The sequence below is a fragment of the Phenylobacterium sp. genome (assembly GCF_046290725.1).
Classification (GTDB): Bacteria; Pseudomonadota; Alphaproteobacteria; order Caulobacterales; family Caulobacteraceae; genus Phenylobacterium.
The window spans coordinates 775,638-788,109 of the sequence record NZ_JBKBUH010000001.1 but is presented as its reverse complement, the minus strand read 5'-3'; the positions used below and the strand labels follow the sequence as shown (position 1 = coordinate 788,109).

The 12,472-nt window shown below is 68.7% G+C and carries 11 protein-coding genes; 7 read left to right on the top strand and 4 right to left on the bottom strand.

The window, feature by feature from the left end; all coding sequences use genetic code 11:
* Nucleotides 1-31: 31 nt before the first annotated feature.
* Nucleotides 32-964: an isopenicillin N synthase family dioxygenase gene (locus ACK41C_RS04195; protein ID WP_409653894.1), complete on the bottom strand. Its 933-nt coding sequence runs from the start codon at nt 962-964 to the stop codon at nt 32-34.
* Nucleotides 965-1,053: 89 nt separating this feature from the next.
* Here ACK41C_RS04195 and ACK41C_RS04190 point away from each other — a divergent pair, with 89 nt between their 5' ends.
* The 4 genes from ACK41C_RS04190 (at nt 1,054) to msrA (ending at nt 3,883) form a co-directional block, all read left to right on the top strand.
* Nucleotides 1,054-1,725 carry an OmpA family protein gene (locus tag ACK41C_RS04190; protein ID WP_409650796.1) on the top strand — a complete coding sequence of 224 codons (672 nt, stop codon included), beginning with the start codon at nt 1,054-1,056 and terminating at the stop codon, nt 1,723-1,725.
* 120 nt (nt 1,726-1,845) lie between these two features.
* Nucleotides 1,846-2,565, top strand: a complete 720-nt coding sequence (locus ACK41C_RS04185) for a CoA transferase subunit A (protein WP_409650794.1) — start codon at nt 1,846-1,848, stop codon at nt 2,563-2,565.
* A gap of 1 nt (nt 2,566) precedes the next feature.
* Nucleotides 2,567-3,205 carry a 3-oxoacid CoA-transferase subunit B gene (locus ACK41C_RS04180; protein ID WP_409650792.1) on the top strand — a complete coding sequence of 213 codons (639 nt, stop codon included), beginning with the start codon at nt 2,567-2,569 and terminating at the stop codon, nt 3,203-3,205.
* A gap of 72 nt (nt 3,206-3,277) precedes the next feature.
* The gene (gene msrA / locus ACK41C_RS04175; protein WP_409650790.1) at nt 3,278-3,883 is read left to right on the top strand and encodes a peptide-methionine (S)-S-oxide reductase MsrA; all 606 of its coding nucleotides are present in this window, start codon (nt 3,278-3,280) and stop codon (nt 3,881-3,883) included.
* Here the strand turns inward: msrA and ACK41C_RS04170 are convergent.
* Nucleotides 3,849-5,405 carry an ArnT family glycosyltransferase gene (locus ACK41C_RS04170; protein WP_409650788.1) on the bottom strand — a complete coding sequence of 519 codons (1,557 nt, stop codon included), beginning with the start codon at nt 5,403-5,405 and terminating at the stop codon, nt 3,849-3,851. The genes msrA and ACK41C_RS04170 overlap by 35 nt on opposite strands.
* A gap of 206 nt (nt 5,406-5,611) precedes the next feature.
* Between ACK41C_RS04170 and ACK41C_RS04165 the strand changes: the two genes are divergently transcribed.
* The 3 genes from ACK41C_RS04165 (at nt 5,612) to aguB (ending at nt 10,169) form a co-directional block, all read left to right on the top strand.
* Complete coding sequence (locus tag ACK41C_RS04165) at nt 5,612-8,161, top strand: TonB-dependent receptor (RefSeq protein WP_409650786.1); 2,550 nt, start codon at nt 5,612-5,614, stop codon at nt 8,159-8,161.
* A gap of 122 nt (nt 8,162-8,283) precedes the next feature.
* The gene (locus tag ACK41C_RS04160; protein ID WP_409650784.1) at nt 8,284-9,291 is read left to right on the top strand and encodes an agmatine deiminase family protein; all 1,008 of its coding nucleotides are present in this window, start codon (nt 8,284-8,286) and stop codon (nt 9,289-9,291) included.
* Nucleotides 9,291-10,169, top strand: a complete 879-nt coding sequence (aguB, locus tag ACK41C_RS04155; RefSeq protein ID WP_409650782.1) for an N-carbamoylputrescine amidase — start codon at nt 9,291-9,293, stop codon at nt 10,167-10,169. Before ACK41C_RS04160 ends, aguB begins: the two co-directional genes overlap by 1 nt.
* Nucleotides 10,170-10,226: 57 nt before the next feature.
* Here the strand turns inward: aguB and ACK41C_RS04150 are convergent, their stop codons facing one another.
* A complete protein-coding gene (locus tag ACK41C_RS04150; protein ID WP_409650780.1) occupies nt 10,227-11,969 on the bottom strand; it encodes a DUF885 domain-containing protein in 1,743 nt (580 codons plus the stop codon).
* 65 nt (nt 11,970-12,034) lie between these two features.
* Entirely contained in the window at nt 12,035-12,472 is a 438-nt protein-coding gene (locus ACK41C_RS04145; RefSeq protein WP_409650778.1) for a GNAT family N-acetyltransferase, read from the bottom strand.

Here is a 12,472-nt window from a genome sequence, read left to right as displayed (position 1 = left end):
TCGGGCCTTCGCGACGACAGGTCGCGGCGGCCTACAGGAGCTTGATCTCCCGCAGGCGCTCCTTGAGGAACTCGTCGGCCGTGATCGGCGGCGCGCCGCGGTCCGGATGCTCCGGCGTCACGCACGAGGGCAGGGTGCGGATCTCGTAGTCCGGATTGAAGTGCAGGAAAAACGGCGTGGAGTAGCGCGAAAAGCCCCGACGCTCCGGTGCTGGGTTCACCACCCGATGGGTGGTGGAGGGCAGGACGTGGTTGGTCAGCCGCTGCAGCATGTCGCCGATATTGATGACCAGCGCGCCCGGCGGCGGGTTGATCGGCAGCCACCGACCGTCGCGGTCCAGCACTTCGAGACCCGCCTCCTCGGCTCCCAGCAGCAGGGTGATGACGTTGATGTCCTCGTGCGCGCCGGCGCGGATGTTCGGCCCGTCCTTCGGCACCGGCGGATAGTGCAGCAGGCGCAGGATCGAATTGCCCTGGTCGACCGTCGAATCGAAGAAATGCCGGTCGAGCTTCAGATAGGCGGCGATGGCTTCCAGGATCTTGCGGCCCATGGCGTCGAGCGTGCCGAACAGCCAGCCGACTTCCGCCTGGAACTGCGGAACCTCTTCGGGCCAGACGTTGTCGGGCATGAAGGCGCGGAAGGGGTGGCCTGGCGGCAGGTCGCGGCCGGTGTGCCAGAATTCCTTCAGGTCGAAGTGCTGCTCGCCCTTGGCCGTCTCGATGCCGAAGGGGGTGTAGCCGCGCTGGCCGCCGACGCCGGCGTATTTCCGCTTGGTCTCTTCCGGCAGGGCGAAGAAGGCCTTGGCCGCGTCGAGGGCGGCCTCGATCCGCGCCTGCGGCAGGCCGTGATCGGAAACCACGGCGAAGCCGTAGCGGGCGAAGGAGCCCCCCAGGTCCTGGGAGAAGCCTCCGAAATCCTCGTCGAACCGGCGGTAGGAAACGGGGTGGATGGCGCTGGTCACAATTCTTCCCTCATCCGGCGTCATGTCCCGCCGGGGAACCTTGGCTTTGCCCCCCGCGTTGGCGGGCGGGGACGCAAGAGACGGAGCAAGCGATGCGCAAACTGATCGCTCTATCGGCATGTATCTTCGGCGCAGGGGCGGTGGCCGCCTGCACCACGACGGACCCCTACACCGGAGCGCCGGTCCGCAACAATACCGCCACGGGGGCCATCGCGGGTGCGCTGGGCGGCGCGGCCCTCGGCTACCTGACCAACACCAACCGCAGCGAACAGGGGCGCAAGAACGCCATGATCGGCGCCGGCGTCGGCGCGCTCGCCGGGGCCGCCGTAGGCAACTACATGGACCGCCAGCAGGCGGAGCTGCGCCGCCAGCTCGCCGGTACAGGCGTCGACGTGAACCGCCAGGGCGACAACATCGTCCTGAACATGCCCGGCGACGTGACCTTCGCGGTCGATCGGGCGGACATCCAGCCGCGCTTCTTTCCCGTGCTGGAGGACGTCGCCCGCACGCTGAACGCCTATCCCCAGACCATGGTGGACGTGGTCGGCCACGCCGATTCCACTGGGGCGGCGGACTACAACCAGCGGCTCTCCGAGCGGCGCGCGGCCTCGGTGGCCGATTTCCTGATCAGCCGCCAGGTGATGCGCGATCGGCTCTATGTCGCCGGCCGGGGCGAGGACCAGCCCATCGCCTCCAACGCCACGGCCGAAGGGCGGGCCCAGAACCGCCGGGTGGAGATCATCCTTCGTCCGCTGACCGGCTGACGCCCCTTTCCGCTGGCGAGGCGGCCCCGCGGCGTGCAGGCTCGGCGCGCCGCGGGCGTTCGTGCGGAGTTAATTCATCAACCGTTGAGATTTGGCGCGCCGCGGCTTAAAGGGGCTTCCATGGCGGACAAGACTCGGAACGACGCGGTCGAGGCCCTTAGCGGTTTGCTCTTCGACGGCATGACCATCATGGCGGGGGGCTTCGGCCTCTGCGGCATCCCGGAAAACCTGATCGCGGCGATCCGCCAGGCGGGGACCAAGGACCTGACGGTGGTCTCCAACAATTGCGGGGTGGACGGCTTCGGCCTCGGCGTCCTGCTGGAAAGCGGCCAGATCAAGAAGATGATCTCGTCCTATGTGGGCGAGAACAAGCTGTTCGAGCAGCTCTACCTCTCGGGCGCCCTAGAGCTGGAATTCAATCCGCAGGGCACGCTGGCCGAGCGCATCCGCGCCGGCGGGGCGGGCATTCCGGCCTTCTTCACCAAGACCGGCGTGGGCACCCTGGTGGCCGAGGGCAAGGAAGTCCGCGAGTTCGACGGCGAGATGTATGTGATGGAGCGCGGCCTGGTCGCCGACCTTTCCATCGTCAAGGCCTGGAAGGGCGATGCGGAGGGGAACCTCGTCTATCGGAAGACCGCGCGGAACTTCAACCCGATGATGGCCACGGCCGGCAAGGTCTGCGTGGCCGAGGTCGAGGAGCTGGTCCCGATCGGCGCCCTCGACAAGGACAACATCCATACGCCGGGGATCTATGTGGACCGGATCCTGAAGGGCGCGGTCTACGAGAAGCGGATCGAACGCGTCACCACGCGTCCCCGCGAAGAGAAGGCGAGCGCCTGACATGGCCTGGACCCGTGACCAAATGGCCGCCCGCGCCGCGAGCGAACTGCGCGACGGCTTCTATGTGAACCTGGGCATCGGCATCCCGACCCTGGTGGCCAACTACATCCCGGCCGGCGTGCATGTGACCCTGCAGAGCGAGAACGGCATGCTGGGCATGGGCCCCTTCCCCTACGAGGGGGAGGAGGACGCCGACCTGATCAACGCCGGCAAGCAGACGATCACCGAGTTGGACTCGTCCTCGTATTTCTCAAGCGCCGACTCGTTCGCCATGATCCGCGGCGGGCACATCGACCTCTCCATCCTGGGCGCCATGCAGGTGGCGGCGAACGGCGACCTGGCCAACTGGATGGTTCCGGGCAAGATGGTGAAGGGCATGGGCGGGGCCATGGACCTGGTGGCCGGCGTCAAGCGCGTGGTCGTGGTCATGGAGCACGTGGAGAAGTCGGGCGCGCCCAAGCTGGTGAACGCCTGCTCGCTGCCGCTTACCGGCCAGGGGGTGGTGGATCTGGTGATCACCGATCTGGGCGTCTTCGACGTGGCCCGCGGCAAGGCGCCGCTGAAGCTGCTGGAGCTCGCCCCCGGCGTCGCGTTGGACGAAATCCGCGCCAAGACCGAAGCGGCCTTCGAGACGGCCTGACCGACGGCGCCCTTGCGCTCGAGGCGCCTGCGCGCCCTAGTTGGGACATTCCACCGTGCGAGGGTCCCGGCCATGAAACCCACCGCGACCGCCGCGGCCCTGACTGCGGTCTTCCTGCTCACCGCCGCCGCGCCCATAGACGCGCCGGTCTGGGCTGCGGGGCCGACCCGAACAGCCGTCTTCGCCGGCGGCTGCTTCTGGTCCATCGAATACGCCATGGAAAAGCAGCCGGGCGTGCTGAAGGCCGTTTCCGGCTATGCCGGCGGCGACCGTCCGAACCCGACCTATCGCAGCCATCAGGGCCATCTTGAGGCGGTCGAGGTCGCCTACGATCCGCGGAAGACCAGCTACGCCCGCCTGGTCCACGCCTTCTTCCGCAACATCGACCCGACCGACGCCGGCGGCCAGATCTGCGACCGCGGCCACAGCTATACGACGGCGATCTTCGTCACGACCGAGGCCGAGCGCCAGGCCGCCGTCGCCGCCAAGGCGGAGGTGGAGAGGGTTCTCGGCAAGCCCGTCGCCACCCGGATCCTGCGCGGCTCGCCCTTCTGGCCGGCCGAGGCCTATCACCAGGATTTCGCCCGCAAGAACCCCGCCCAGTACGAGCGCTATCGAAAGGGCTGCGGCCGCGACCGCGCGCTCAAGGCTGTGTGGGGAGCGGCTTACCGGTCCTAGGGTCGCGCGGCTGGGGCGCGAAGCCTTCGCCGACGAAGATCGCCACGCTGCGCCGCCGCTTGCGGTCCAGGCGGACGCCGACGATCTCCTGCGCCGACACGCGTCGGAAGTCGCGGGCCATTTCCTCGCGGAAAGCCGGCTCCAGGCTGGCGGCCAGCACCCGCCCGCCCAGCTCCGGCGTCAAGGGCGCGGTGGTCTCGGCCTGGTTCTGGGGCGTGATCTCGCGCACCCACATGCGCAAGGGCGGCTGGCTGGGATCGCCGAACACGTCGCGCCCGTAATAGGCCGCGGCGTTGAACAGGAACCGGTCGTCGACGGCCACGGCGCTGAACGCACCGGGCGGCTCGGCCAGCACCCGCTCGACCATGGCGTCGGTGATCTGAGCCCAGCCCTTGGCCCGCTTGAACGAATTGGCTAGGCCGACGCGGTCGGCGAAGGGCGGGACGATGACGCAGGCCAGGAAGACGGCGGCGACCAGAGCCTGCAGGGCGAGCGCCCCGGTAAGCCAACCTCGCGCCCGCCAGCGCATCAGCCAGGCGCCGGCCAGGATCGCGCCGGCGACATAGCCGGCCCCGGACCAGTTGGCGTTGGCCCGGCTGATGAACGATTGGCCGGTGACGATCAGCAGCGGCGGCAGGGCGAAGCAGAGCAGCAGGATGTCGGCCGGCTGCAGCCGCCGCCGCAAGGCCAGCCATGCCGCGCCGCCGATCAGCACCGCAAAGGGGATCGGCCCGAACACCCCGAACTGCGAGGCGACGAAGTCGGCCAATTCCTCGAAATTGAACAGCCGCCGCCCGCCCCAGGCGGCGTTGGCGGCGGTGTGCTGCACGGTGGCGAAGCCGTGGCCGGCGTTCCAGATGAGGTTCGGGGCGAGCACCGCCAGGAAGGCGCCGGCCGCCGCGCCGATCGCCGCCGGGCTCCAGGCCCGCCGTGCGTCCTTGGAGGCCAGCGCGTGCAGGCCAAGGCCGATCAACCCGTACACCGCCGCATACTTGGCCAGGAAGGCCAGGCCCAGCGCCCCGCCCAGTCCCGCGGCCAACCAAAGGCGACGCCGCGGTTCGGCCTGGATCAGCGCCACATAGGCCAGCAGCGCCAGGCTGAGGAACAGGAGCAGGGGCGCGTCGGTGGCGATCGCCAAGGCCGAAAGCTGCACCCCCGGCATCAGCAGGTAGAGCGCCATCGCCGCGAAGCCGGCCTCCGCCCCATAGAGTCGCCGGCCGACCGCATAGACGCAAAGCGTGGTTCCGGCGTGGAACAGCGGCGCGGCCAACCGCACCCAGGCCTCCGAATCGCCTCCCACCGCCGTGGTGGCCCAGATCGCCCAGGCGATCATCGGCGGCTTGGAATAGTAACCCCAGTCGAGCGTCCGCGACCAAAGCCAGTACTGCGCCTCGTCCGGATAGAGCTCCAGCGGGGTGAGGAACAGCGCAGCCAGCCGCACGGCTGTCATCGCGGCCGTCAGCAGCAGGACGGCCCGCCATGGGCTGTCGAATCCGTAGGCGGACAAAGGATTGCGCGGCACTCGAAGATCTCCGGGAGGCGGGCAGGGTTGCGCGCGCCCGCGTTGCTGTAAAGCGACAGGCGCCGCCTTTCCGGGCGTTCGCCCCGCGGCAGACCGTCACCGTAACAAATCCGTCACCCACAACGACATTTTCCGCGCTATAGGACGCGCCAGGACTCGGGGGGGTCTGGGATGCGATCCCCGGTCTGATGGATAGGGGATCTCTCATGAAATCAATGTTCAGCCGCGCGCTCTACGCGTCGACGGCGCTGGCCACCGGCCTGCTCGTAAGCACGTCCGCCCTTGCGCAATCCACCGGGACCGCCGAGGTCGAAGAACTGGTGGTCACCGGCGTCGCCGGCCCGGCGAACCAGGCCGGCATGATCGTCGCGGAACGCGAGCCGAAGTCCCGCGCCTCGATCACCGAGGAATTCATCTCCACCCAGGCCCCTGGCCAGACCATTCTCGACAGCATCAACCTGCTGCCGGCCGTCAATTTCAGCAACAACGACCCCTTCGGTTCGGCCGGCGGCGACATCGTGGTCCGCGGCTTCGACTCCCAGCGGGTGGCCCTGCTGCAGGACGGTGTTCCGCTGAATGACAGCGGCAACTACGCCATCTATCCGAACCAGCAGCTCGAGCCCGACCTGATCAGCAAGGCGACGGTCAACCTCGGCACCACCGACGTGGACAGCCCGACGGCCGCGGCCGCCGGCGGCACCATCAACTACATCACCCGTCGCGCGTCCGAGGAGTTCGGCGTCCGGGCGGAGATCGCCGCCGGCAGCTGGAGCTTCGAGCGCTACTACGCCACCATCGAGACCGGTGCGCTCGGCCCGTTCGGCACCAAGGCCTGGATCTCCGGCCTCTACACCACCAACGATCTGTTCAAGCCGCATAACTCCCCGATCAAGCCCAAGGGCCAGATCGAGAAGAAGCAGTTCAACGCCCGGATCGACCAGGATTTCGGCGAGATCGGCTGGGCCAGCCTGATCCTGAACTACAACGAGAACCGCAACAACTTCATCAACCGGATGAACCTGGCGACCTTCAACCGCCGCGGCGTGAACGCCAACGGCGGGCCGGACACCGGCATGGTGAACCCCACGAGCTGCGTGCGCCCGACCCCGGGGCCCGGCGCCCAGGCTGAGAACGTCGGCGGCGTCTGCCCGACCAACTTCTACGACTTCAACATCAACCCCTCGAACACCGGCAATATCCGGGGTCTGTCGAGCTGGAAGCTGAGCGACACCTTGACGCTCACCGTCGACCCCTCGTTCCAGTACGTGCTGGCCAACGGCGGCGGCGTGCAGGCGTTCTCCGAAACCGACCGTCAGCTGATCGGCAACTCCACGGCCACCGGCGTCGACCTGAACGGCGACGGCGACTTCCTGGATTCAGTCTATCTCTATCGTCCGAACACCACCAACACCCGCCGCTACGGCGTCACCTCCTCGCTCATCTGGCGCTTTGCCGAGAACCAGAGCGTCCGCGCCGCCTACACCTTCGACCGGGCCAAGCATCGCCAGACCGGCGACGCCGGTTACATCGACCAGAACGGCCATGTGGAGGACGTATTCGGCGGCAAGGACGGCTACGGCCGCCAAGTGACGCTTCCGGACGGCACCAACCTCCGCCGCCGCGACCGCGCTTCGGTCGCGATCCTGAATCAGTTCGCCATCGAATATCGTGGTCGCTTCGTGGACAACCGGCTGCTGGTCAACGCCGGCCTGCGGATGCCCTTCTTCAAGCGCGAGCTGAACAACTTCTGCTACCAGCGCGACACGTTCAACGCTTACTGCACCACCCAGACGCCCTTCGTGGTGCCGGGCACCAATGACGGCTCGGGCCGGCCGCTGGTGGTGTTCCCGACCTCGGCCCTGGCCGGCACGGCCTCGGGATCGCAGTTGCTGACCGGCGCCAACCTCGCCGCCTACCGCGCCTTCTTCAACACGACGGCCACTAACAGCTTCTTCTACGGCCAGCCGCGCTCATTCGAGCGGAAGTACGACAAGGTTCTGCCGAACGTCGGCGCGAGCTTCGAAATCACGCCGGACCTGACGGTGTTCGCGAGCTTCGCCCAAACGCTGTCGGCGCCGCGGACCGACGACCTCTACGACCGCGACGACGTCGATCCGGGTCCGGAAGAAGCCAACGCCTACGACCTGGGCCTCCGCTACCAGAACGGCCCGGTGATGGGCGCGGTCGCCGTGTGGCGCAACGAGTTCAGCAACCGCATCGAGCGGGTGTTCGACGAGGCCGCCGGCATCGCCTTCTCGCAGAACGTCGGCGACGTGAACTTGTGGGGCATCGACGGTCAGGTCGGTTTCCAGCCGACCGACACCCTGTCGTTCTACGCCTCGCTCTCGTACATCGAGTCCGAGATCCAGAACGACATCCCCGCCACCAGCGCCGGCCAACCTCCGTTGGCGACCAAGGGCAAGTCTCTCTACGAAGTGCCCAAGGTCCAGGGCGGCGTCCGCGTCCAGTGGGAGCCGATCGAAGACATCAGTCTCGGCGTCCAGGGCAAGTTCGTCGGCGACCGTTGGACGAACCTGGTCAATACCGAGAAGTTCCCCGGCTACAGCCTCTGGGACCTCGATGTCCGCTGGAAGCTCGACCGGTTCGGCATGGAAAAGACCTACGTCCAGGCCAACGTCCGGAACCTGTTCGACGAGCGCTACCTTGGCGACATCACCACCAACCTGACGGGTACGGCCCTGGCCCAGCCGGGCTATCGCCGGACCTTCATCCTCACGCTGCACGCCGAATTCTAATCCTCGGCGAGACGTGGAAGATCGGGGCGGCCGCAGCGATGCGGCCGCCCTTTTCTTTTGCCGCGCTTGACGTGACGGGCGCGTCCGCCCATCTGCGCGCGTCCGAACCGTTGAGAGGGCCGATGACCGTACGCGTTCCTGCCGAATGGGCGCCGCACCGCGCGATGTGGCTGGGCTTCCCCAGCCATGCGGAGCTCTGGGAAGAGGATCTGGCGCCCGCCCAGGCCGAGGTCGCGGCGTTGGCGCGCGCGTTGGCCGGCCCCGGGCGCGAGCGCGTGCGCCTGCTCACCGGCTCGTCCGAAGGCGAGGCGGCGGCCCGCGTCCTGCTGGGCGAGGTGGCGGGCGTCGAGATCGTGCCCGGCCGTTTCGGCGACATCTGGCTGCGCGACACCGGGCCGATCTTCGTGCAAGGGCCGGAAGGGCCGCGGGCGCACGGCTTCCGCTTCAACGGCTGGGGCGGCAAGTACCAGCTCGACCACGACGACACGGTGGCCGCACAGATCGCCGAAGCTTCCGGCGCGCCGCTGGTCGCCCACGACTTCATCCTGGAGGGCGGGGCGGTCGATCACGACGGCGAAGGCACGGTGCTGACCACCGGCCAGTGCGTGCTGAACCCCAACCGCAACGCCGGGTGGACGGAACAGGTCGCGGAGGCGGCCTTCGCAGAGGCGCTCGGCGCCCGGAAGACCATCTGGCTGGGCGAGGGCCTGGCCAACGACCACACCGACGGTCATGTCGATAACCTGGCCCGCTTCGTCGCGCCGGGCGTGGCGGTTTGCCCGGTCGCCTTCGGCCGCGGCGACGTGAACGCGCAGGCCTATGACGACGCCGCCCGCCGGCTGGCTGCGGCGACCGATGCGGCCGGGCGCCGGCTCAAAGTGGTGCGCGTGCCCTCTCCGGGCTGGATCGAAAGCCACGAGGGCGGCGCCGCGCCGGCCAGCCACATGAACTTCATCGTCGCCAATGGGGCGGTGATCATGCCGGTCTATGCGCAGGGCCAGGCCGCCGACCTGGCGCTCCAGGCCCTGAAGTCGGTCTTCCCGGATCGGGAGGTGATCGGACTTCCGTCAAACGCCGTCCTCACCGGCGGCGGATCCTTCCACTGCATCACCCAGCAGGAGCCCGCCTGATGGTCCGCAAGCTGACCGCCGCCGCCATCCAGACCGCCTATGGCGACGACATGGCGGCCAACATCGAAAAGACGGCCGGCTTCATCCGCGAGGCGGCCGCGCGCGGCGCCCAGGTGATCCTGCCTTCGGAACTGTTCCAGGGTCCCTATTTCTGCGTGGCGCAGGAGGAGCGCTGGTTTTCCACCGCCTATCCGTGGCGGGAGCATCCGTGCGTGACGGCGCTGGCGCCCCTGGCGGCGGAGCTGGGCGTGGTGTTGCCGATCTCGATCTTCGAACGCGAAGGGCCGCACTATTTCAACAGCCTGGTGATGGTGGACGCCGACGGCTCGCCCATGGGCGTCTATCGCAAGAGCCACATCCCCGACGGGCCGGGCTATATGGAGAAGTACTATTTCCGCCCCGGCGACACCGGCTTCAAGGTCTGGGACACCCGGTTCGGACGCATCGGCGTCGGCATCTGCTGGGACCAGTGGTACCCCGAGGCCGCCCGCGCCATGACCCTGATGGGCGCGGAGATCCTGCTCTATCCCACCGCCATCGGATCCGAGCCGCACGACCCGACCTTGGATACAGCTGCGCCCTGGCGCCGGGCCATGCAGGGCCATGCGGTTTCCAACGTGATCCCGGTGGTCGGCGCCAACCGTATCGGCTTCGAACCCTGGGACGGCTACCCGGGCGGCGGCCAGAGCTTCTACGGCTCGTCCTTCATCGCCGACCACCGGGGCGACCTGGTGGCCGCCTTCGGCCGCGAGGACGAGGGCGTTCTGACGGCGGAGTTCGACCTGGACTTCCTGGCCACTCACCGGGCGGCCTGGGGCTTCTTCCGCGACCGGCGGACGGATCTCTACGGGGCGCTTGCGACGCCGCGGCCGGCCTGAGGACCCCCTCAGTCAGGCTGCGCCTGACGGCTCCCCCAGAGGGGAGCATCTGGAGATTCAAGGCCGCTGCGATTCCGCCGCGATCCAGGCCTCAATGCGCGCCTCGAGCATCTCCAGCGGCAGAGGCCCGGCCAGCAGGACGGCGTCGTGGAAGCGGCGGATGTCGAAGCGTTCGCCGAGCCGGGCCTTCGCCGTCTCGCGAAGTTCGACGATCTTCATCTCACCGGTCTTGTAGGCCAGCGCCTGGCCCGGCCAGGAGACGTAGCGCGCCAGCTCCACCTCGATGTTCAGGGGCGAGAGGGCCGAGTTCTCGGCGAAGCAGCGCCGCGCCTCCTCCAGGCTCCAGCCCTTCCAGTGGATGCCGGTGTCGGCCACCAGCCGGCAGGCGCGCCACATCTCGTAGGAGAGGCGTCCGAAGCGCTCATAGGCGTCGCGATAGATGCCCATCTCGCCGCCCAGCTTCTCGGCATAGAGGCCCCAGCCCTCGGTGAAGGCGGTGACGCCCGCCTCCCGCCGGAACAGCGGCACGCCCTCGGCTTCCTGGGAGAGCGCGATCTGCAGGTGATGGCCGGGAACCGCCTCGTGCAGGGTGAGCGCCGGCAGCTCGTACAGCGGCCGCTGGGAGAGGTCGTAGGTGTTGACCATGTAGCCCCCCGCGAGCCCGAGCTTGGGGTTGCCGGAGAAGTAGCGGCCAGTGGTGTAGCCGGCCTCGATCTCCGCCGGCACCGGCCGAACGCCGTAGGTCAGGCGGGGCAGGGTGACGAACCAGGCCGGCAGCTGGTCGTCGATGCGCTTGGCGATCTCCGAGGCCTTCTCCAGAAGATCCTGGCGCGACTCCGCATAGAAGCGCGGCTCGCTGCGTAGGAAAGCCTGGAACGCAGCGAAGTCGCCGGAAAATCCGGTCTCGGCGATCACCGCCTCCATCTCGGCGCGGATCCGCGCCACCTCAGTCAGGCCGTTGGCGTGGATCTGGTCGGGCGTGAGGTCGGTGGTGGTGTGGTCGCGGACCAGCCAAGCGTAGTAGCGCTCGCCGTCCGGCAGGCTGCGCGCCCCGAGGCTCCTGCGCGCGGCAGGCAGGTACTCCCGCTCCAGGAAGGTGACGAACTCGGCCTGGGCCGGGCGGATGTGGTTGCGGACAATCCTGAGGGCTTCGGCCCGCAGAAACGCCTTCTCGGCCTCCGGCAGGGGCGCCTCGTCGACAGGTTTCAGCAGGGGGTCGCTCTCCACGGGCGCGGCGGCCTGGGCGCGGGCGATCGCCAGGACCTGTTCCACCGTGGAGCGGGGCTGAGTGAAACCGGCTCTCGCGCCTCGGCGGGCGTTGGCGATGTGGGCGCGGTAATAGGTAGGCAGGGCGTTCAGCCGGTCGATCCAGGCGCGCACGTCCTCGTGCGTGCGCATCGGGGTCGAGGCGGCCAGGTAGCCCATGATGCGGTGGAAGCCGCCATCCGAATTGAACGGCATCCGCGCCTCGTCGAACGCGAGCGAGCGAAGCTGGCGTTCCAATGTCCAGTCGAGGAAGGCGCGGTTCAGTCGGCCCTCCTCCGACAGGCTCTCCGGGGCCAGCGCGGCGAGCCGGCCCTGGAATCCGGTGAGCGCCGCCTTGCGGGCCGCATCGGCCCTCGGCGTGACGTCCGGCAGGCGCGACAGCGCCGCCCGGTCGCCCTGGCGCCCGGCCTCGATGGGGTCGTCGGCCAGCATGAAGGCCTCATAGTCCGCGATCAGCGCATCGAGCGTCCGGTCGTCGGCGTACGCCGGCAGGGCGAAGAGGAACAGGCAAAGGGCGATCAGCGCAGGACGCATCGAACTTCTCGGAAGACAGGAGCGGCGGCCAAGCTGCCGCCACGGGACGGCGGCGCCAAGAGGCTTCAGAGCGGCAGGCGCAGGATCGGCCGCGCCCAGGTCACGGCGCCGGCGGGCTCGGTCGCCCCCACGACCTGCGCGCCCATGCGCCGGTAGAAGCCCTCGGCCGGCGGATGGGAGACGATCTTCACCGACGGGGAGCCGAGGCGGCGGGCCGTCGCCCGCATGTCCTCGAACAGGCGCTCGCCCAGGCCGCGGCCTTGGGCCGCGTCGGACACGAACATCAGGTCGAGCTCCGGCTCGCCCTCCACGATCAGGCTGTAGAAGCCCAGCACCGCGCCGCCTTCCTCGGCCAGGACCACATGATCGCGGGCGACCTGCGCCTCGGTGACGGCATAGCCGTCCAGCATGGCCCGATAGGCGCCGTCATAGGCGCTCGAAGCGTGCATCAATGCGTTCAGCGCCGGCAGGTCGGCTGCGCCGGCGCGGCGCAGCGCCACCAT

Bases quoted from the DNA above. Each gene is read 5' to 3' on its own strand.
- ACK41C_RS04190 (WP_409650796.1), top strand. From the start codon at position 1,054: ATGCGCAAACTGATCGCTCTATCGGCATGTATCTTCGGCGCAGGGGCG.
- ACK41C_RS04185 (WP_409650794.1), top strand. From the start codon at position 1,846: ATGGCGGACAAGACTCGGAACGACGCGGTCGAGGCCCTTAGCGGTTTG.
- ACK41C_RS04180 (WP_409650792.1), top strand. From the start codon at position 2,567: ATGGCCTGGACCCGTGACCAAATGGCCGCCCGCGCCGCGAGCGAACTG.
- msrA (WP_409650790.1), top strand. From the start codon at position 3,278: ATGAAACCCACCGCGACCGCCGCGGCCCTGACTGCGGTCTTCCTGCTC.
- ACK41C_RS04165 (WP_409650786.1), top strand. From the start codon at position 5,612: ATGAAATCAATGTTCAGCCGCGCGCTCTACGCGTCGACGGCGCTGGCC.
- ACK41C_RS04160 (WP_409650784.1), top strand. From the start codon at position 8,284: ATGACCGTACGCGTTCCTGCCGAATGGGCGCCGCACCGCGCGATGTGG.
- aguB (WP_409650782.1), top strand. From the start codon at position 9,291: ATGGTCCGCAAGCTGACCGCCGCCGCCATCCAGACCGCCTATGGCGAC.
- ACK41C_RS04150 (WP_409650780.1), bottom strand. From the start codon at position 11,969: ATGCGTCCTGCGCTGATCGCCCTTTGCCTGTTCCTCTTCGCCCTGCCG.
- ACK41C_RS04145 (WP_409650778.1), bottom strand. From the start codon at position 12,472: ATGGTGGCGCTGCGCCGCGCCGGCGCAGCCGACCTGCCGGCGCTGAAC.